19 protein-coding genes are annotated in these 20,973 nt (G+C 38.7%); 16 read left to right on the top strand and 3 right to left on the bottom strand.

Translation table 11 applies throughout. From position 1 onward, the window contains the following. The first annotated feature begins 33 nt into the window (after positions 1-33). The 16 genes from FZC41_RS04195 (at position 34) to FZC41_RS04120 (ending at position 17,345) form a co-directional block, all read left to right on the top strand. Complete coding sequence (locus tag FZC41_RS04195) at positions 34-765, top strand: TVP38/TMEM64 family protein (protein ID WP_148566144.1); 732 nt, start codon at positions 34-36, stop codon at positions 763-765. A 108-nt stretch (positions 766-873) separates the two neighbouring features. Further along, a complete protein-coding gene (gene def / locus FZC41_RS04190; protein ID WP_148566143.1) occupies positions 874-1,326 on the top strand; it encodes a peptide deformylase in 453 nt (150 codons plus the stop codon). A gap of 28 nt (positions 1,327-1,354) precedes the next feature. Further along, the gene (locus FZC41_RS04185) at positions 1,355-1,819 is read left to right on the top strand and encodes a VOC family protein (protein ID WP_148566142.1); all 465 of its coding nucleotides are present in this window, start codon (positions 1,355-1,357) and stop codon (positions 1,817-1,819) included. 418 nt (positions 1,820-2,237) lie between these two features. Next, entirely contained in the window at positions 2,238-2,948 is a 711-nt protein-coding gene (locus FZC41_RS04180) for a response regulator transcription factor (RefSeq protein ID WP_148566141.1), read from the top strand. Between the two features lie 52 nt (positions 2,949-3,000). Beyond that, the gene (locus FZC41_RS04175) at positions 3,001-4,134 is read left to right on the top strand and encodes a sensor histidine kinase (protein WP_148566140.1); all 1,134 of its coding nucleotides are present in this window, start codon (positions 3,001-3,003) and stop codon (positions 4,132-4,134) included. 200 nt (positions 4,135-4,334) lie between these two features. After that, positions 4,335-5,726 carry a glutamine synthetase family protein gene (locus tag FZC41_RS04170; protein ID WP_148566139.1) on the top strand — a complete coding sequence of 464 codons (1,392 nt, stop codon included), beginning with the start codon at positions 4,335-4,337 and terminating at the stop codon, positions 5,724-5,726. A 20-nt stretch (positions 5,727-5,746) separates the two neighbouring features. Continuing rightward, positions 5,747-6,844 carry a C45 family autoproteolytic acyltransferase/hydrolase gene (locus tag FZC41_RS04165; RefSeq protein ID WP_148566138.1) on the top strand — a complete coding sequence of 366 codons (1,098 nt, stop codon included), beginning with the start codon at positions 5,747-5,749 and terminating at the stop codon, positions 6,842-6,844. Positions 6,845-6,890: 46 nt separating this feature from the next. Further along, complete coding sequence (locus FZC41_RS04160) at positions 6,891-7,406, top strand: AmiS/UreI family transporter (RefSeq protein ID WP_148566137.1); 516 nt, start codon at positions 6,891-6,893, stop codon at positions 7,404-7,406. A gap of 93 nt (positions 7,407-7,499) precedes the next feature. Then, the gene (locus FZC41_RS04155) at positions 7,500-8,417 is read left to right on the top strand and encodes a radical SAM protein (protein WP_170253838.1); all 918 of its coding nucleotides are present in this window, start codon (positions 7,500-7,502) and stop codon (positions 8,415-8,417) included. Positions 8,418-8,445: 28 nt separating this feature from the next. Continuing rightward, positions 8,446-10,383 carry a molybdopterin-containing oxidoreductase family protein gene (locus FZC41_RS04150; RefSeq protein WP_148566135.1) on the top strand — a complete coding sequence of 646 codons (1,938 nt, stop codon included), beginning with the start codon at positions 8,446-8,448 and terminating at the stop codon, positions 10,381-10,383. Positions 10,384-10,410: 27 nt separating this feature from the next. Next, positions 10,411-11,148, top strand: coding sequence for a gamma-glutamyl-gamma-aminobutyrate hydrolase family protein (locus FZC41_RS04145; RefSeq protein ID WP_148566134.1), 738 nt, complete (start codon positions 10,411-10,413; stop codon positions 11,146-11,148). Continuing rightward, a complete protein-coding gene (locus tag FZC41_RS04140; RefSeq protein WP_148566133.1) occupies positions 11,148-12,134 on the top strand; it encodes a gamma-glutamylcyclotransferase family protein in 987 nt (328 codons plus the stop codon). Before FZC41_RS04145 ends, FZC41_RS04140 begins: the two co-directional genes overlap by 1 nt. 238 nt (positions 12,135-12,372) lie before the next feature. Then, positions 12,373-12,744 carry a response regulator gene (locus FZC41_RS04135; RefSeq protein ID WP_148566132.1) on the top strand — a complete coding sequence of 124 codons (372 nt, stop codon included), beginning with the start codon at positions 12,373-12,375 and terminating at the stop codon, positions 12,742-12,744. Continuing rightward, positions 12,738-13,373 carry a chemotaxis protein CheC gene (locus FZC41_RS04130; RefSeq protein ID WP_148566131.1) on the top strand — a complete coding sequence of 212 codons (636 nt, stop codon included), beginning with the start codon at positions 12,738-12,740 and terminating at the stop codon, positions 13,371-13,373. Before FZC41_RS04135 ends, FZC41_RS04130 begins: the two co-directional genes overlap by 7 nt. After that, positions 13,366-15,228: a sensor domain-containing diguanylate cyclase/phosphohydrolase gene (locus tag FZC41_RS04125; RefSeq protein ID WP_148566130.1), complete on the top strand. Its 1,863-nt coding sequence runs from the start codon at positions 13,366-13,368 to the stop codon at positions 15,226-15,228. Before FZC41_RS04130 ends, FZC41_RS04125 begins: the two co-directional genes overlap by 8 nt. Before the next feature lie 86 nt (positions 15,229-15,314). After that, the gene (locus FZC41_RS04120) at positions 15,315-17,345 is read left to right on the top strand and encodes an SPFH domain-containing protein (RefSeq protein WP_205737056.1); all 2,031 of its coding nucleotides are present in this window, start codon (positions 15,315-15,317) and stop codon (positions 17,343-17,345) included. Positions 17,346-17,414: 69 nt separating this feature from the next. Here FZC41_RS04120 and FZC41_RS04115 read toward each other — a convergent pair whose 3' ends face one another. Genes FZC41_RS04115 through FZC41_RS04105 form a run of 3 tightly spaced genes read right to left on the bottom strand, consistent with a single transcriptional unit; the run spans position 17,415 to position 20,824 of the window. Further along, positions 17,415-18,449, bottom strand: a complete 1,035-nt coding sequence (locus FZC41_RS04115) for an HD-GYP domain-containing protein (RefSeq protein WP_148566129.1) — start codon at positions 18,447-18,449, stop codon at positions 17,415-17,417. Between the two features lie 9 nt (positions 18,450-18,458). After that, positions 18,459-18,887, bottom strand: a complete 429-nt coding sequence (locus tag FZC41_RS04110) for a response regulator (protein ID WP_148566128.1) — start codon at positions 18,885-18,887, stop codon at positions 18,459-18,461. Beyond that, positions 18,884-20,824: a PAS domain-containing sensor histidine kinase gene (locus FZC41_RS04105; RefSeq protein WP_148566127.1), complete on the bottom strand. Its 1,941-nt coding sequence runs from the start codon at positions 20,822-20,824 to the stop codon at positions 18,884-18,886. The genes FZC41_RS04110 and FZC41_RS04105 overlap by 4 nt, the downstream gene beginning before the upstream one ends. Between the last annotated feature and the right edge of the window lie 149 nt (positions 20,825-20,973).

The following is a 20,973-nucleotide window of genomic DNA, read 5'->3' as shown; positions in this document are numbered from 1 at the left end:
GGAAAATATTCCGATCTGAAAGGAGCGCTTTTATTGGCATTAGATATAAAACCTAAAGAAAAACAAATCAAGGATCGGTCAGTTCGACAGAAAAAGATCATCAGCTTAGGGGCGATTTTAACTTTTATTGTGCTTTCAATTGTAATTCTCGGCCTGGTTGGCAAACCGATGATCGCTTTTGTGTCTGAGCTGCCGCAATACAGGGGATGGGTGGATGATAATGGATTCATTAGCCGGTTAGTTTTTGTTGGGATGATGATACTTCAGATTGTTGTTGCTTTTATTCCGGGGGAACCCCTTGAGATAGCTGCCGGATATGCATTTGGATTCTGGGAAGGGAGTCTATTATGCTTAATTGGGGCTGTGATTGGAAGTGCCATCGTTTTTTTGTTTGTTCGCCACATCGGTATGAGAGCGGTAGAAGTCTTTGTTTCCAGGGAAAAGATACAATCCCTCAAATTTTTGAAGAATACAAGAAAACTAAACAGCATTGTCTTTCTTCTCTTTCTTATTCCTGGAACACCAAAAGATATTATGACCTATTTCATTGGGATGACGAAGATGAAATTCTCCACATGGTTACTCATTACTGGGATAGCCCGGATTCCCTCGGTCATTACCTCAACAATGTGTGGCGATGCATTGGGTATAGAAAACTATACCATTGCCATTTGGGTCTTTGGATTAACCGCCATAATCAGCTTGATGGGTTTGCTTTTCTACAAAAAAATAAGCGGTATTGATGGTGAGAAAAATGAGGGGTAAAAGTTCCAAGAATTCAGTCCCATATTATTTGAAGAACGGAGTCTATTGACAGTACTTTATTTTCGCAATATACTTAAAAAAACAAGTAATATGAATCAGGAGGAAGCAATGGCAATACGACAACTTCGACAGGATGAGGATGCAATACTCAGAAAAAAATGCAAAGAAGTAACAGAAATTGATGAAAAAATAGAAATGATTTTAAATGATATGCTCGAAACTTTGCATAGTATTCCCAACAGTGCTGCAATTGCCGCCAATCAGGTGGGCATACTAAAAAGACTGGTGGTCATTGATATGGAAGAAGTTGTGATGAAGCTGGTTAATCCGGAAATAATCGACTCCAGTGGAGAACAGGAATGTATCGAGGGATGTTTGAGCTTTCCCGGAAAGTTTGGAACAACCATCCGGCCTCAAAAAGTGACGGTCAAAGCACTCAATGAAAAAGGGGAAGAAATCATTATCACTGGAGAAGATGACCTGGCGAAATGCTTTTGTCATGAACTGGATCATCTGGATGGGGAAGTGTTTATTGATAAGGTGATCGCATTTCTGGAATAGAATGGATGAAAAATGAGGAGGAAAAGAAATGAAGTTTGAAGCACCCATGCTGGTGGTGGATGATATCAATCGTTCACGGGCTTTTTATTGTGATGTTTTTGGTTTAGAGGTGGTGATGGATTTTGGAGAGAATATTACCTTTAATGCAGGATTTTCCCTGCAGGATAAGGCACTTTGGACGAAATTTATCGATGCGAAAGAAAAGGATATCATCTATCATGGAAACGATATGGAATTGTACTTTGAAGAAGAGAATTTTGATGATTTTTTAGAGCATTTAAAAAAATTTGAAGAGCTTGAATATTTGCATGGGGTAAAGGAAGCCACTTGGGGACAGCGGGCCATCCGGTTTTATGATCTGGATTATCATATCATTGAAGTCGGCGAAAGCTTGGCGATGGTCTGTCGGCGGTTTCATGACCAGGGGATGACCGTGGAAGAGATAGTCGAGCGAACCATGCTGCCTGTTGAAGTTGTTAAGAGTTTCTTTTAAAATAAAATTGGACTTTTGAGCAGTAAATATATGATAATGCAACCACTTATCATGATGGAAAAAAAGCAGACGTTTCTCTGTCATGATTTCTTTGAACATGAGTTTAAAGTATATTTATGTAAGATCCATTATAAAGCTGTTTACAATTTCAAAGATTTGTAGTATCATCAAAACAATAAATTAAGTAAAATGAATTTGACAAAGGTGTCACCCCCCTTGTCAAATTTATTTTTTTTTGATGTTAACTTGGATATTATCTGTGCTTTCATTATTTTACAGAAGGAACCAATTTTGTTTCCGCTTGTGCTTGGAGGTGTGGTTGTATTTTCAAGTTAATGATAACTGGAAAACAAAAAATTTGCTTTAGCTTTTTCATTGCGACGGAGTCTTGAGCGAAGAGAAAGAAATGTGATGTAAAATGAAAACGGTATTAATTATTGATGATGATCTTGAAGTGCAACAATTAATTAAAACTTATCTTGAAAGAGAAGGCTTTGGCGTTTATTGCACGACCCGTTCGAGTGAAGGATTGGAAATTATTAATGAAAAGAAGTTAGATCTGATTATTTTGGATATATTTCTTCCAGATGGCAATGGTCTCGAGGTCTGTAAAAAAATCAGGAGCACTTCGAAAATCCCAATTACATTAATCAGTGCAAAAGGAGACGAATCAGATAAGGTGTTGGGGCTTGGTTTAGGTGCAGATGATTTTATTACAAAACCATTTAGTATCAATGAATTAGTTGCTCGCGTAAAGGCTCAAATAAGACGAAATGAATTTATTGAAGATTTAAAAAAAGAAAATAGAAAACACAATGACTCAATTGTGGCAGGCCCAATTGTTATTAATATTGAATCCAGAACTGCTTTTTGCCGAGAAAAGAAAATTCTCTTAACGGCCAAGGAATTTGATTTGCTTACCTTTATGGCAAAAAATAAAGATCGGGTTTTCAGTAAAGACTTCTTATATGAATCTATTTGGGGGTATGAGTCAAGCGGTGACAGCAGAACGGTGACGGTTCATATTCGAAAGATTAGAGAAAAGATTGAAAAAAATCCGAAAAAACCCCAGATCATTGTAAATGTTTGGGGAGTTGGCTATAAATTTACTGTCAGCGGGATCTTGTAGTTGGTAGAAGTAAATTGTGAACTGCGTTGATGCAGCAGAATAGAAGGTGAGTATGACGAGACAAATTGAAAATCAGGTGAAATTTTTAAAAAATGAAATCAAAAAATTGCAGCAGGAAAACAATCATTTAAAAAAAATACTCGATGAGGCACAAACAAAACTGCAAAAAGAGCGGAACTTTTTATTCTCGCTGATCGACGGCATACCCGCATATGTGTATCTTCAAGCAGATGATTATTCGATAAAATATGCCAATAAAATGTTTTATGAATTGTATGGCGGTTATGATATTAAACCCTGCTACAAAGTATTGCATAATAGAGATATCCCATGTGAGAATTGCATGACGTTTCGTGTATTTGAAACAGATGAGCCGCAAATATGGATGCATCGGGATCAGCTGAGTGGTAAAATTTATCGCATCTATGATTATCCCTTTGTTGATTATGAGGGAACGGCGCTAGTGCTGGAAATGGGAATTGATATTACGGCAGATCAGAAAAATGAAGACAGCAGACTAAATCTTTATGCGAATATCTCACATGATCTTAGAACGCCGATCACAAAAATAATGGGGTATTCTGAAGCCTTAATCGATGTATCATATACATCGGATGAAAGTCAAAAGTATGCCCAGTGTATTTTTAGAAATTCACAAGCGCTGGTGAAATTGGTGGATGATTTATTTGAATTATCAAAATTAGAAACAAGAGATGTGCTAAATATAAAAGTGGTTGAACCAAGCCAGTGTTTTGAAGATTTTTTAGATGAACAGGCATTTTATTTTAGTGATAAGGATCAGAATTTCACCTATCATATTCAGGATGATCTGCCGCTGATGGAGGTTGACTTTGAGCTGCTGATTGAAGCGTTAGTGAATATTATTGATAATTCAGTACGCTATACCGAAAAAGGGGATGATATCAATATTAAGGTCTATACTCAGGATGACAATTTGATGATTGCCGTGTCCGATTCTGGTTTTGGCATTGCACCGGAAGATTTAAAATATATATTTAATCGATTTTACCAGCCTGGCAGTAAAGAGTATGAAAGTGTCCACAGCGGTCTCGGGTTACATATCTGTAAGACGATTGTAGTACAGCATGGCGGGCTTATTTGGGCAGAAAGCGAGCTAGGAAAAGGCTCGATATTTTATATCAGTATTCCCTTTAACGTTTGTTAAGTTAATGAACAGAATTTGATTTTTAGATAAAACTTTATTCTTTCTTAATAATTGGTACCTCGTTAATTTGAATTTATCAGGTATGATGGTTTCAAGTTAAACATCAAGGGCGATGTCATTACCGGCGATGTTTCGAAACATAGAAACGGTGTCAGTAAAAACTGATTGCCGTTTTTGTTATTTTTAAGGAGGATGTTTTTATGGCAAAAATCAAAAGAACGCCAAAAGAAAAAACAATGCTAATGAGCATTGAGAAACAAATTAAAGCAAACAATATCAAATATGTAAGATTTGAGCAGTTTGATCTTTATGGAATTCCAAGAAGCAAAACCGTACCGGTCGACTTTTTTCAAAATTATATTGAGAATGGGTTGAATTTCTATGGCGGTATTCTGACCTGTGATGTACAGACAAGATGTGCACCAAATACTGGACTGGGAGAAGAAGTGACCTACGGAGACGCATGCACAATTCCAGATTTAAGTACATTTCAAGTGCTTCCCTGGGTGCCAAATACCGCAAGAATTATTGTCGATCCGCATTGGTACGATGGAACACCAGTTACGCCAACGCCTCGAATCATGCTGAAAAATCTGTTTGGGGAATTCGATAAACTGGGTTATACCGTTCGTCTGGGTTATGAATTTGAATTTTATTTATTTGATGCAGTAACGAAAGAACCGGTATACGGTTCCCAACCGATTTTTGTTACCCAGTATAATAATTTTGATATTGACTATCTTTATGACATGATGGATAAGCTTCAGGAGGGTGGCTTCAGAATTATTACCCAAAACTCGGAACAGGGCCCTGGTCAGCAAGAGATTAACCTGACACACCGGGATGGCATTGATGCAGTAGACGAAGCCCAGGCCTTTAAATATGCGATCAAAGAAATTTCGCTGCAGCACGGCTATCTTGCAACTTTCATGACAAAACCGATTATTGACAGATGCGCATCCGGTGCTCATGTCCATATCAGCCTGATTGATAAAGAAACAGGAGAAAATGTATTTTTAGATAACAATAGCCCTGACGGACTATCCGATATCTGCAAACATTTTATTGCCGGAATTGCTGATCATGCCGAAGCAAATATGGTTTTTGCAGCACCAACAGTGAACTGCTATAAGCGATATCGAACTGGCGTTTGTGCTCCGACAACAGCAACATGGGGATTTGAAAACAGAAGTGTTGGTATTCGTGTCAAGGGATGCCGTGGAAACAGCACCCACGTTGAGACAAGAATAAACTGTTCTGCGGCCAGTCCTTACCTGACAACCCTATCAACATTGACGGCCGGTTTACTGGGGATTAAAAATAAAACAGTTGCTGCGGCTCCTTGTACCCATGATGTCTGGGCGGACAGTAATGCAAAACAACTTCCGGCTACAATGGAAGAAGCCTTTGCGGCGTTCAATAAAGACCTGGAGATTCAGGAAGCATATGGACCTGAGTTTGTTAAAGTTGTGCAGGCCATGAAAACCTGGGATATGAAAATTGCGAAAGAAAATTGTGCTGATTATGAAATGCCTGAATTCAAGTCTTATATTTCTGAGTGGGAATTAAACGAGTTTAGAGAAGTACTGTAATTAGCAGGAGGGTATTGACAATGAAACAAATGCCGGTAATTGAATTAAGTGGTACAAGTTACGATATCGGTTATCAACATGGAACGATTTTAAAAAATCAAATACATGATTTTTACAATACGATATTTGAACTGCATATGCGTAATATAACAGCCGCTACAGATAAAAATACATTACTGGATTATACTGGAAAAAACATTGGCTTTTTAAAGAATTATTCTGTTGAGTTATATGAGGAATTGCAGGGGATCGCAGATGGCAGCGGCCTGGCTTTCGAAGAAATTGTGTTTCTGAATTCATTTCTGGAGTTGGAAGACATTCGTCCGCCGGAACTGGGGGGAAAACTCCTTAGTAAAAGATTATGGGGATGCACTTCCTTTAACATTTTGCCCCAGGCCTCAAAAGACAACAAGCCTTATGTTGGACAGACATTTGATATGGAACAGTATTATAGTAAGTACAATATCGTGCTTAAGATCCATCCAAAGCAAGGGCCCGATCAACTCGTCTATAGTATGGCCGGAATACTGGGACTAAATGGCATGAATTCGAATGGAATTGCCCTTTCAATTAACAAAATTGTTGCCAATGATGCCCGCTTTGGGGTGCTGTATCCATTGATCATACGAAAGGCTTTGGCACAAGTTCGCGTTGGCGATGCATTTGGGGCAATCGTTTTTACAGAACGGGCGGCAGGAATTAATTATCAGTTATCCTGTAAGGACGGTGTTGCCTGGTGTATTGAAGCTTCAGCGACAGACTACGATTTAATTCCGATACAGGGTGCAATTGCACATACCAATCACTATCTTTCAGCAAGAATGAGAAAATTCGAAACAGCGAATTGGCTTTCTCATGGCGGGTCTTATGTGAGACATCAGGTCAGCTCCAACATCTTAGCGGAGCATTTGGGGAAAATTGATATTGAACTAATTAAAACGGTAACGAGGGATCATACAAATTATCCGCGGTGTATTTGTGCTCATGGGTTTGAAGAGGAAAATGAAATGGATGCCTTTGCGACGGTTGCAGCGGTCATTTATGATACGGCGGAAGGCATCATGTATGTGTGTCATGAAAATCCCTGCACCAATGAATATGTGCAAATAAAATTATAAAAATAGTTGAGTGAGAAACTCAGACAACTTTAAAGGAGGAAAAATTATGGCTACAGGAATTGGTCTACTTTATGTAGGGTGTGTTTTATTAATTAACGGTATTGGAATGTATCAAAAATTTGATTCAAAAGCACTGGCAGTAATGAATTTTTTTACAGGTGGTTTATACGTCGTTATTAACATTATTAATTTAAGTCATGCGGTATTTACCGGTCAGGACATTAGCGCTTTTTACGGCGTTGGCACAAGTATGTTATTTGGTTTTACGTATCTGTTTGTCGGATGTACCAATTTATTCAATCTGGACGGAAGACCTCAGGCTTGGTATTGCTTCTTTGTCGCAGTCAATACCATCCCATCTTCTTACCTCGCTTTTAGCGGGGGAGATTCCAGATTTGGGGTGATTTGGTTATTATGGGGTGCGCTATGGGGAATCTACTGGATTGCCGGAGCATTTCCGAAAATCAAGCTTAATTCGAATGTCGTTCCAATGGCTACTTTGTTAGTCGCAATCGGGACCTGTTGGATACCAGGATATATGCTGCTGGCAAGCTGGTGGTAAAATAGTTTTATATTAAAATAGTGCATGATGAGGTTGTTCTAAATAGCATATTTAGGATAGCCTCTTATGTGTATAATAAAAGGTGGGTTTTACATGCTGAATTTATTTATTACGTACCAATGTAATTTTAATTGTGACTATTGCTTTATTCATGGATTTGGGAAGAAATATCCGATGCTTATGGAAGCCAAAGATTTCGAAAAATTATGTTTATGGTTAGAAAAACACAAGGTTGCAACGATTGGCATTCTAGGCGGTGAACCGACCACTCATCCGGGATTGGTTCGGATGCTGGAACAACTAAACGAATGCGGTGTTGCGCCAGTGCTGTTTACCAATGGATTGTTTGAAAAAGATCTCCAGGAACCGCTGGCAGAGTTGGTGGTGAATTTTGTAATTAATTATAATGATCCATCGATGTATACGAAAAAACAATGGGATCGGCTGCAAGAAAATATAGAGGGGCTAAAAGAACTGGATGCACGAGTATCTTTTTCCAAAAACTTCTCAAAAGGAAAAATCAGCTATGCTTACATTCTTGAAGCGGCAGCACAATATGGGATTACCAACATACGATATGACATTTCGCGACCGAATCCCTTGGAAGCTAATAATTATTTTAATTTAGAAGACTCCAAAGTTTTAGTAAAGCAGATTTTAGAATTTGTAAAAGCCTGCGAAAGACAAAACATTCATACTGGACTGGATTGTTGTATTCCGTTGTGTTACTTTACCGAAGAAGCACTCGAGTATATGCGGAATATCTCAATGAAATTTTCAGGAGTTTGCCATCCATCGATTGATATCCAAACAGATTTATCCGCCACCTATTGTATACCGATGCAGGAAGTCAATTTATCAAATATTACCGAGTATAATGGAGAACTGGAAGTTTTGACTTATTTTAATAAGCAGGTGGGAGCAATTCGAACAAAAACAGCCCAGGAACGGTGTGGGGCTTGTGACAAATTTGGAAGACAGTGTCAGGGTGGCTGTTTGGCATTAAAATGACTTAATTGGACGGGAAGGAGTATCATTTATGGGAGAAAGCACAGTAGTTACAACATGTACGAGAGATTGTCCCAATTCTTGTGGATTATTAGCTCATGTAAAAGATGGGAAAATTGTGAAACTGGTTGGAAATAAAGATAATCCCATTAATCAGGGAAAATCCTGCATAAAATGCTCGCATTTTATCGAGCGCGTGTACCATAAGGAGCGTGTCCTTCATCCGCTCAAGAAAGTGAACGGTCAATTCGAACAGATATCCTGGGAAGAAGCCCTTGATGAGATCGCCGAAAGAATGAAGACAATCTGTCGGGAGAAGTCGCCGGAAGCCATTTTGTACTATCAGGGATTTGGAGAAAGATCTGCGCTGAAACTGGTAAACCGCCGATTTTTTAATTTGCTTGGAAATACCACGATTACCAAGGGAACAATCTGTGGTGGGGCAGGGCAGGGCTCTCAAGATCTGGATTTTGGAAACAGGATCTCACATGATGTCAGAGACTATCGAAATAGTCATTCAATGATCTTGTGGGGCAGAAATCCGGCAGCAACAGGCATTAATGTTCTTCCTTATATAAAGGATATCAAAAAAAAAGGCGGAGTGGTTATATTAATTGACCCGGTTAATACCGAGACGGCGCCATTGTGCTCCATGCATGTGAAGCCGAAGCCCGGTACCGATTCTTATTTAGCGATGGCTTTGTCGCGATTATTACACGAGGCTGGAGCAGAAGATAGCGAATTTTTAGAAAAGCATTGTATCAATTATGCGGAATATCGAAAATTAGTTTATTCACATACCATAGAAGAATATGCAGCGATGTGTGATGTTAAGATAGCGGAAATCAAGAAAATAGCCGATGTTTTACTTAAACAAAAACCAACTGCTTTTGTACTGGGATGGGGGTTGCATCGATGGGAATATGCCCATACAACCTTACGCGCCATCGATGCACTGGGAGCCGTGGCTGGTTCTATCGGAATTCCCGGCGGTGGTGTCAGTCAGGGATTTGAGGAATATGCTCCCTATGACTGGAGTGTGTGGGGAGACGAACTTCAACCGGGAAGACGAAAGTTTTTTATGCAATTAATCGGGCCGGAGCTTTTAGCTGCTGACCCGGCAATCGAGCTGGCATTTATAACCGCAGGAAATCCCGTTTCGATGGTCCCGGATGCAAATGTAACAAAAAAGGCCTTTGAAAAGATACCTTTTCTTGTGGTTGCCGGACATTTTCTGGATGATACCGGAATTCTGGCGGATATTTTCTTGCCGGTTACCACCTTCTTAGAAGAAAAGGACATCATAGCTTCATATGGGCATGATTTCATCGGCCCGCTGAATCCGGTTATTGCTCCGGTAGGGGAATGTAAATCTGATTTTGAAATCTTTATGGAATTGGGAAGTCGGTTTGATTTTGCCGATACCTATGTCAAATCATTAGAGAACTGGCTGGAAATTATCATGCGGCCGTCATTGGAAAAAGGCGTTTCACTGGAAGAAATATTCCGATTAGGGGTCAATAATCCTGATGCACCGGAAGTACCTTATCTTGATCGGATATTTCCGACTGAATCAGGAAAGTTTCAGCTGATGACAGTCTTTGAGCATCCGGCCAAATGGGATTTGCAATATCAGTTTCAACTGATGTCGGTGGCACCCAAAAAATGGATTTGCTCTGAAGTTACCCTGGAAAGTCAGACTGAACTTTTAGAGGTTAAAATTAATGATAAAATAGGATTAGCACTTGGCTTAGTAAACGGAAAAGAATGTCTAGTAGAAAATCAGTTTGGAAGTATTCGGTGCACGGCTTGTTTTGTTCCCGACCAAAGGGAAGATCTGGTTGTGATTTATCGAGGAGGATGGGGACAGGTTGGCCGCAATGTGAATGTACTGACCCGAGGTCTTGTAACAAAAGTAGGAAACGGAACTCCTTATTATGAGACAAAAGTTAATGTAAACAGACTGTAAAAGAGCTAGAATAAGGAGTGAGGGATTATGAAAGCCTTGATTGGAATTACATCCACGCAAGTAGATGATAAAATGGAACTTTTGAAAGAATATGCAGATGCGGTAGTGGCTGGAGGTGGTATTCCGGTGATCATTCCAGCGCTGGAATGTTTTCCTTTTTATGACGAATATCTTTCCATGCTGGATGGTATTTTGATTAGCGGCGGACAGGATATATTGCCGCTTTATTATGGGGAAGAACCAATCGAAGGATTTCGACTAATGGTTGAGATGACACCGGAAAGAGATGCTTTTGAACTTGTTTTGATTAAGAAAGCATTGGAAAATAATATGCCGATTTTAGGAATCTGCAGAGGGCTGCAGGCGATTGTGATTGCAGGTGGCGGTACATTATATCAGGATATCGACACCTGTATTGATCGAACAATGCGGATCAAACATTTTCAGGAATGCTCATTTTGTACAGACACCCATTCGGTGGAACTGCAAAAGAAAACAAAGCTTTTTGAGATCCTTCAAAAGGATTCGGTCATGACGAATTCCGTTCATCATCAGTCGATTAAGCAAATTCCAGATGGGTATATCGTGACTGGACGAACACGAGATGGGATCATTGAAGCGGTGGAATCCGTTCAGCATGAATTTGTTTTGGGCGTGCAGTGGCATCCTGAAAAATTACTGGAGAAGAATAGAGAATGGGCGAAATTGTTTCGTGCATTTGTTGATAAAGCAGTGGAGTTTAAAAATAAAAAGGATGAAAAATAATGGGTGCTGAAAAAATGGAGCTGTTATTTACCTATGGCACTTTTCGCGATTTAACGATACAAGAGGCGTTTTTCAAAAGACCAGTCAATATGAAGACAGCCACATTGGAAGGGTATCGGGTATTTTGCGGAGCGGATGGATTCTTTTCCATTTCCGAAGAAGAAAACGCGATTACAAAAGGATTTGTGCTGGAATTATATCCCCATGAAATGTGGATAGCTGATAAATGGGAGGAAGTTCCTTTTTATGAGCGCGAGAAGCGAAAGGTGAGAATCGACAATGATCTGGCTGATGCATGGGTCTATCTAAAATCTTCTGAAGATAGCGGAATGATAGCGGATAATACAGAGATGAGTGCAGCGGTAACCGATGAAGAATTAGAAGAAGAAATTCGAAAGTTTGTTCTGTATCAAAATACCAGATCCATCCCAGATGGTGACTTTTATCTGATCGCTGACTGTGAAGTTGCGGATGGAGAGCAATGGATGTGCAGCCAAAATAATACGGCGCAATTTAGAAAACCCGTGAAGGATCATATAAAATTCATGAATTTATGTTGCGCATCGATGAAAAAAAGAAATGTGATAATTAAGGGCACAATCATCGGAAATCTTTATTTTTATCTTCCTTCGCACAACATCCAGACAAGAATTCCGGGAGCTATTTATCTTATGGAGAATGAAAAAAGGGTAACAATCATATTAGCTTTCCCATGTATGATAATCGATGTTGATTATGTTATAAATGCTTTTGAAACGAACCGATTATTGATCGAAACGGAGCATTGGAAGCAATTCCTGGAAGAATTTGGAATGGTCTGCGGCAACCCCATCCAGAAAAAGTATTTCGTAAACGGCACAACACTGCAATTAAAGCGAGAGCATGAAAAGTGCGTGAGTGATGATGTGGAATGGTTCTATAATGAGAGTCAGAATTGGTATTATAAGAGAATGGAAAATCAGATAGAGTCCATTTTAACTTCTTAACTTCTTAACTTCGAAAAGTTTGGAATTGGAAGTAAATGAATGAGTCCAAATATGATATTGGCTGAGCCTGTTGCGTAAGTAGCAGGTTTTTTTATATTTGAATTTAATTTTTTATGGAAATGAAAAGACGAAAATGTTAATATATACATATTGTAATCATAAAAAAATGAGCTGCGCGTATAAGAATGACGATATGAACAATATTTACTTAAAATAACCTGGCTTTAAGGAGACTGAAATGAAAATATTAGTTATTGAGGATTCAATGCTTTATAAAAAAATAATCGTGAAGTATTTAAAAGAATATTTACCGGAAGCAGACTATTATGTTTGCTCCGATGGGCTTGAAGGATACGAGGCTTGCCTGAAAGAACAACCCGATTTTATTACTCTCGATCTATTGATGCCGAAAATGGATGGCATTGAATTTCTGAAACTTTTAAAGAAAGAAGGAATTCAGACAAAAGTTTTTGTTGTTTCGGCAGACGTACAGCAGAAGATGAAGGATGAAGTTTTTGAACTGGGGGCTTTGCAGTTTATTAACAAACCGTTTTCTTCAGAAAAAGCAAAAGAACTAGCCGAAATTATAACAGGAGGACTGGTGTGTTAAATTTACAACAGGAAGATGCTTTAAAAGAATATATGAATATGTTTATCGGCCAGGCATCCAGCCTTTTGTCGGAAATTGTTGATAAAAAAATTATTTTGACATTGCCACAGATCATGTTATTAAATCTGGAACAGCCAGAAGATCTTTTAAGATATTCTGAAGTGAGACCGACACTTTTTAACAGTCATGTGGTATCTTCAATCATTGAATTTGGAAAAAGATTTTCAGGCAATGCAAGATTGCTGTTTCCAAAGGACAAAGCACAGGTGCTGGCGCATTTATGTTTGGGTGAAGATTATGAAGCGGTTGATGACGGTGAACTTACAGATGTCGATTTTGATGTGATCCGAGAAATCGGAAATGTCATTCTGAATTCCGTACTTGGAGGAATTGGAAATTTATTGGATTTGAAACTGGAATATACATTTCCAAAAGTGCAGGTTTGCTTTTTCCCAGAGGAGGAAGAGGCGATTCTTTTTAATAAAGAAACCCATGTGATGGTTATCTGCAATACCTTTTCATTTGAAGATACTCAATTGGATGGAGCGATTGTGATGGTTTTCAATATGTCTTCGACCATTGAATTGATTAAGAAAATAGACGAAGTATTGGTGGATATCGATGGATAGCTTATGCAAAAATATTCTGAAAAAGATTAATTCAGGAATCATTATCTTTGATGAAGAGCTTTTAATATCACATTGGAATGAATGGCTGGAACAATACACCGGGATTTTAAAAGACCAGGTGATTGGGAAAAATGTTAAAGAAATTATTCCGGCATTCAAAAAAAATTACTATCTTCAACTATTCCAGAAGGCTTTTAAAATGGGTCAAAGCATGTTTTGTTCAGGCGGCTTGCATCCTGTTTTTGTCTATCCGGCAAACACGATGGAAGGATCAATTATAAAACAGAATCTCCAGATCGATGCAATTTTTATGGGGAAGCAAAAATATATCCTTATTCAGATCTTTGACACGACAAATCAGTTTAAACGGGTTGAAACGCTAAAAATGGAAATTGCAAATCGCAAGGATGTGGAACAACTTCTATTTGCCAAAAAAGAACAGTTCAAGACAACTTTATTATCCGTTGGGGATGGGGTTATTTCCACCGATAAACGTGGTCATGTGCAAATTATCAATCGTGTCGCAGAAGAACTAACCGGCTGGACTCGGGCGGAAGCAGTTGGGAAACCAATAGAGACCGTATTTAATGCCATTAACGAATTTACCAGAAAAAAATGCGACTATTCATTTAATGCACTAGTTTCATCGGATTATTCAACGGATACGATTGATACGATTGATTCTGTCATTTTGATATCCCGGAATAATACCGAAATAATGATTGAAGACAGCGTTTCGCCAATCAGAGACAGATTGGGACATATCAATGGGATGGTTTTAGTTTTCAGAGACGTCACTGAAAAGAAACAAAGACAAGATGAAATCAAGTACTTGAGTCTCCATGATCAGCTGACGGGGCTTTATAATCGCAGATTTTTCGAAGAAGAGTTGAAAAGACTGGATACCAGAAGAAACTGGCCACTGACCATTATTTTGGGAGATATCAATGGACTTAAGCTGATCAACGATTCATTTGGACATGGGATGGGTGATGAATTAATTAAAAAAAGTGTCGAGGCAATTAAAAATGGATGCCGGGAAGATGAGATTATCTGCCGAATCGGTGGTGATGAATTTATTATTCTGCTTCCAAAAACGGATGCTTCAAAGGCAGAGAAAATAGTCAGCCGGATTCAGAATATCGCTTCCCAAAAAAAAGTCGGAAATTTAAACGTATCGATTTCTTTTGGAATTGATACAAAAATCGATGAAACCGACTCAATGAAAGCCGTCATCAAAAAAGCGGATGAGCAGATGTATCATCACAAACTTTTTGAAAGTCCGGATATGCGGAGTAAAACGGTTAATGCAATTATAAAAAATCTCTATATAAAAGACCAGCGAGAAGAAGAACATTCCAAAGGGGTCGCGAAGTTATGCCAAAACATAGGAGCGGTTCTCGGTCTGCCTGAAAATAAAATAGATGAACTTAAAACAGCGGGACTGTTACATGACATCGGAAAAATAGCCATTGATGAAACCATATTCAATAAACCCGGTAAACTGACGGAGGACGAATGGAAAGAAATAATTCGTCATTCAGAGATCGGGTATCGAATTTTGAGTACAGTTAAAGAGCTGTCTGATATTGCAGAATATGTATTGGATCATCATGAAAAGTGGAATGGAGAAGGATATCCAAAAGGGTTGAAAGGTGAAGAAATACCTTTTGAATCAAGAATTTTGAATATTGCAGATGCTTATAATGCCATGATCAGTGATCGAAGCTATCGAAATGCATTATCAAAAAAAGAAGCTCTTGAAGAAATCAGAAAAAATGCGGGAATTCAATTTGATCCGAATTTAGTCAACGCTTTTGTTGAAACAATTGTTTTCATGGCAACTGCAAAATAAATTGTTAATAATCGCTATTCACCTGTTTAATCGATTTGTTTCAGGGTAAGTTATCAGAAACGCTTAAATGAAATGAGGTGAAAGAGATGCAGTTGTTTTCCATGTTCGTGATTATTCTGTTAATATTAATCGGCATTGTTCTTTTCTTATGGCTGATCGGATTGCGGATCGTTTCAAACAATAAAATTGCCGTCATCGAGAAATGGTGGTCACGGAAAGGTTCTCTTGATATGCAGATCATTGCTTTGAATGGCGAAGCGGGTTATCAGCCCCAGGTCATTCGAGGGGGAATTCATTTTTTGACACCGTTGATGTATAAGGTACATATTTCTCCCCTGGTTACCGTTCCCCAGGGACAGATTGCATATGTATTTGCCAGAGACGGGCAGCCGCTGGAGCCCATCCAGACATTGGCTAAAATCATTCCCGAATGCAACAATTTTCAGGATGCCCGAGGTTTTTTGCTTAACGGCGGACAAAGGGGTCCCCAGCGAGGAATCATCAGAGAAGGAACTTATGCCTTTAATCTGGCCCAGTTTATTATCATCACCGAGGATAAGATCTATTATCAGTCCATGGGTACAAAGGCTGAAGAAGCGACCATTATGAATATGGCAGCTTTGTTAAAAGACCGAAATGGTTTTACTCCCATTGTCATAAAAGGCACAGATGACAAGGTGGGGATTGTGACGATCCATGATGGCCTTTCTTTAACAATGGATGACATTATCGCTCCGGCGGTTGGCAACGATCCTGCCCATCCGGAAATATATCATAACAATTTTCAGGATCCGGAAAAATTCCTTAAAGCTGGAGGCTTTAGAGGACGGCAGTATCAGGTTCTGGTGGAAGGCACCTACTTTATCAATCGATTTTTTGCAACCGTAGAATTAATCGATAAAACGATTATCGATGTTGGTTATGTCGGAGTGGTCGTATCCTATATTGGCCCAAAAGGTGTGGACTCAACCGGCGAAGACTATAAACATGGCGAGTTGGTTGAAAAAGGGTTCAGAGGTGTTTGGAGAGAACCGTTGATGCCTGGTAAATATGCGTTCAATACCTATGCTGGAAAAATCAAGTGGATTCCCACAACGAATATTATTCTGAAATGGATCAGCAACCAGACCGGCTTTCATAAATTTGATGAAAATTTGAAAGAAGTCAGTCTGATTACCAAGGATGCTTTTGAACCGTCTTTACCTTTATCTGTGGTCATGCACATTGATTATCGGAAAGCACCGCTTGTGATTCAGCGCTTTGGTGATGTAAAAATGCTGGTGGATCAGACATTGGATCCGATGGTATCCGCTTATTTCAAAAATATCGGTCAGACTAAAACCTTAATTCAGCTGATTCAGGATAGAAATGAAATTCAGCGAATTTCATCCAGTGAGATGAAGGCAAAATTTGAACATTATAATCTGGAACTAGAGGAGGTTCTCATTGGGACGCCAGCGGCATCTGCCACTGACGATAAGATCGAGATCATTTTAACGCAACTCCGGTCAAGACAGATTGCCATCGAAGAAATTGAGACCTATACCCAGCAGGAAAAAGCTGCCGGCAAAGAAAAGGAATTAAGAGAAGCTGAATCCAAGGCCATGCAGCAGAAACTGCTCACCGAGTCGGATATCAACATTCAGATTCAGAGCAATGTGGGTAAAGCGGATTATCAGCGTTCGCTCCAGGAAGCGGCTAAAATAAAAGCCCTGGCTGAGGCGGAAGCCGAGAAAGAAGCGAGGGTTGGAATTGGTAAGGCCATTGCTATTGAAGAACAGGTTAAAGCTTACGGCGGCCCGGAATATCAGGTTGTTCAGGATGTAATGACCAAGTTCACATCAGCAATCGAAAAGGCGAAAATCGACATTGTTCCCAAAACCGTTATGAGTATGGGCGGGAAAGAAGGCCAGAACAGCTCATTCAACGCTTTTGAAATGCTGATTGATCTTCTGATCAGTGAAAAGCTGGGTGTTAAACTCAATCCGGAAGGTAAAGTGGATGACCCCCGGGCTAAAAAGATAAAAGAATCGATCATAAGGGGAATGGAACAGGAACTGGAAAAAGAACCGGTTGTTCCGATGGCAAGTACTGAACCGCCAAAAGAGGTTTCATAATTAGAAATGAAATAAACAGCTGTTGTGATGTTAAACTACAACAGCTGTTTTTTATGCAGATTAATGATGCTAAAATTTAAAATTCCCATTGGAACAGAGCCTAGTACAGGTATCGACAACAACTTTGTCATAATAGTTGCCGCTATTTTTATTTATCTCAGCTAAGGCACAGTTTAAGCCGAGTGCAGGTCGATAGGGCCGATATGAAACCATTGCTTCCACGACATCGGCTACTGAAAGAATTCTTGTATCGATTGATATGGCATCACCTTTTAATCCATTTGGATACCCACTGCCATCCAGTCTTTCATGGTGTCCCAGAACGATATCGGCAATAGGTCGATTAAATTCAATTTCCTTTAACACTTCGTAACTTACTTTTGGATGAATTTTAATCAAACGAAACTCATCTTCACTGAGCTGTCCGGGTTTACATAAAATTTCTATTGGTATTGCAATCTTCCCAATATCATGCAATAAGCCTGCTATTCGAATTCCTTCCACAAATGAGGTATCATATCCTATTTCCACTGCAATTGCACAGGCGAGTTTACTCACCCTTTCCTGATGACCGGCCGTATAAGGATCTCTTTTTTCAACAATTAATGCGATTGTATTAATTACCGCTTCAGTTAATTGTTGAAAACTTGCCAAACTATTTTTAAGATAGACATTGGTCTCAAGTAATTCCATTGCCATTTTTTCATTCTGCTCATTTTCTTTTGATTCTTTTAAAGCTCTTTCGATCGAATGCACCAATCGACCCAGTTTATCTTTCGAAACATAATCTGTGGCGCCTTGCTTCAGAAGTTCTACCGCGGTTTCCTCACCAATAAATCCGGAGACGCAAATAAATGGTATATTCGGGCATATTCTTTTCACATGGGTTAATGCTGCAAACCCATTAAAATCAGGCAACATAAAGTCAGCTAAAATCACATCATATTTTCTTGAAGATAGTGCTGAAACAAAATCTCTTTCTTTCGCAACAACATCCATTTTAATTTCTGCTTCATAGTTTTCATTTAAACACTCAACGATCAGTTCAGCATCCATTGGTGAATCTTCTAATGCAAGTATTTTCAAATAACATTTCTTATTCATACTATCACCTTATTCCGACGGCAATTCGTTAATAATTGCCCAAAATATTCCAATCTGTTTTACGACCTCAATTAATGCCAGAAAATCAAGTGGCTTTACAACATAGGCATTTACGCCGAGATTATACCCTTTGATTAAATCACTTTCCTCTCGAGAGGAGGTAAGTAGAATAACAGGTATGCGTTTATAATTTTCAGCCTTTTTAACAATAGCCAAAAATTCAAGGCCATCCATTCTTGGCATTTTCAAATCAAGCAAAACCATACATGGATTTCCGGGCTTTCGTTTCGCATAGATCCCCTCTGACTTTAAATACGCTAATGCTTCTAATCCATCATTAGCCACAATTATCGGATTTAAAATTTGATTTTCTTTTATCGCTTCCAGAGTTAGTTCGATATCTAACGGGTTGTCGTCAACATAAAGAATTGTTTTCATTTCCATGTCTTTTCATTTCCCTTTCTATTAATCAGTGAGAAATAAAAGCTTGCACCTTCTCCAACTTTACTTTCAGCCCATATTTTTCCACCATGTCTTGTGATAACTCTTTTAACAGTTGCTAATCCTATTCCGGTACCTTCATAGTCCTTACGTAAATGCAAGCGTTGAAAAACAGTAAATAATTTTGATGAGTAGTTCATGTCAAAACCAACTCCGTTGTCTTTAATATAGTAAATATTTTCATCCTTTTCTTCATTTGCCCCAATAACTATTTTTGTAAAATCTTCTTTTCTAGTAAATTTGACGGCATTTTCGATAAGATTAGCCCACACAGACTTCATCATTTCAAGATCTCCAAAAGCTAAAGGCATCGGTTCAATATTAAATTCTATTTTGCGTTCAATTTCCTGCTCTTTGATAGGCTGAATCAAAGTGTTCACTATTTCATTCATGTTTAGAATCTTTTTATTCATATCGATTCTGCCACTTCTTGAAAAATGGAGTAGTCCTTCAATTAATTCATTCATATTTTCGACAGAAAAAGAAATCATATCCAGATAATGTTCGCCTTCTTTAGGAAATAAGCTGCCATATTTCTTGATCAAAAGTGAAATATATCCAGCTATATGCCTTAAAGGTGCCTTTAAGTCATGAGACATGGAATATGAAAAGGCTTCTAATTCTTTATTCAGAGATTCAAGTTCTGCCGTTCTTTCTATTACCCGACATTCTAATTGATTATTAAATTTTTCTATTTTTTCTTTTTGACAGGCAAGCTTTTCATTAGCATGTACTAATTCGGCGGCTCTTTTATCTTTTTCTTCATTTTGAAAGGCAAGCTCTTTATTGGCAATGATTAACTCGGCGGCCCGGTCGGCTTTCTCTTCACTTTGAAAGGCAAGCTCCTTATTGGCAATGATTAACTCAGATGCTCTTTTATCTTTTTCTTCATTTTGAAAGGCAAGCTCTTTATTAGCAATGATTAACTCAGCAGCCCGGTCGGCTTTCTCTTCACTTTGAAAGGCGAGCTCTTTATCAGCAATAATTAACTCGGCGGCCCGGTCGGCTTTCTCTTCGGTTTGAAAGGCAAGCTCTTTATTGGCAATGATCAACTCAGCGGCTCGGTCGGCTTTCTCTTCACTTTGAAAGGCGAGTTCTTTATCAGCAATAACTAATTCAGCGGCCCGGTCCGCCTTTTCTTCACTTTGAAAGGCAAGCTCCTTATCAGCAATAATCAACTCAGCAGCCCGGTCCGCTTTTTCTTCATTTTGAAAGGTGAGTTCTTTATTGGCAATAATCAACTCAGCAGCTCGTTTCTTTTTCTCTTCATTTTGAAAAGCAAGCTCTTTATTGACAAGGATTAGCTCTTCCGCCCGTTGTTTGACTAATTGGGTAAGATTATTCTTTAGGTGGGTTAGATCATCTTCAGCTTTCCGGGTAGCGGTAATATTTCTTCCAGCAGCAAACACGCCGACTATTTTTCCGTCACTATCTTTGTATGAGGATGCATTAAATAAAAAGGGAGTAGTGGCTCCATTAACATGTTTGAGATTAAGCTCATGATCAACGATTACACCTTCTCGTATTATTTGTTGATGTCCAGCTTGCACTTTATGAGAATCGGTAACATACGTTGAAATTTCTTTCCCAATCAGCTTTTCTCTCGGTATCCCCACGGCATTTTCAGCAGCCATATTAACATCTGTGATCATGCCATCCGGGCCTACTGTTAAAAAAATATCCAGGCTGATTTTGAAAAAATTACGGTAGTGCTCTAATTCTTTAATCATGACGACATTTTTCGCTTCTGCTTGTTCTTTAGCAATGATTAACGCTGTTATCGATGTTTCTTTCTCTTCAAATTCATTTATTTTTGTACCCAGAGGCATTTTCGTTATTTCATCATTTGTTGGATTGCAGATTTTGTTAGTCATAGGATATCTCCTCGTCTAATCGTTTTAGTTAGTTGAAAATTCGTTTGCTTTTACTTATGATTCAGATAAATCCTGGAATTTTTTTTTAAAATACAGAATTTGTGATTTTCTCGTTTTTAGAATTGAATTGTTTATTACACGATGTTGTT

This window comes from Acetobacterium paludosum, from assembly GCF_008086595.1.
GTDB classification, from domain to species: Bacteria; Bacillota; Clostridia; order Eubacteriales; family Eubacteriaceae; genus Acetobacterium; species Acetobacterium paludosum.
This window is presented reverse-complemented; position numbering and strand designations above follow the sequence as displayed.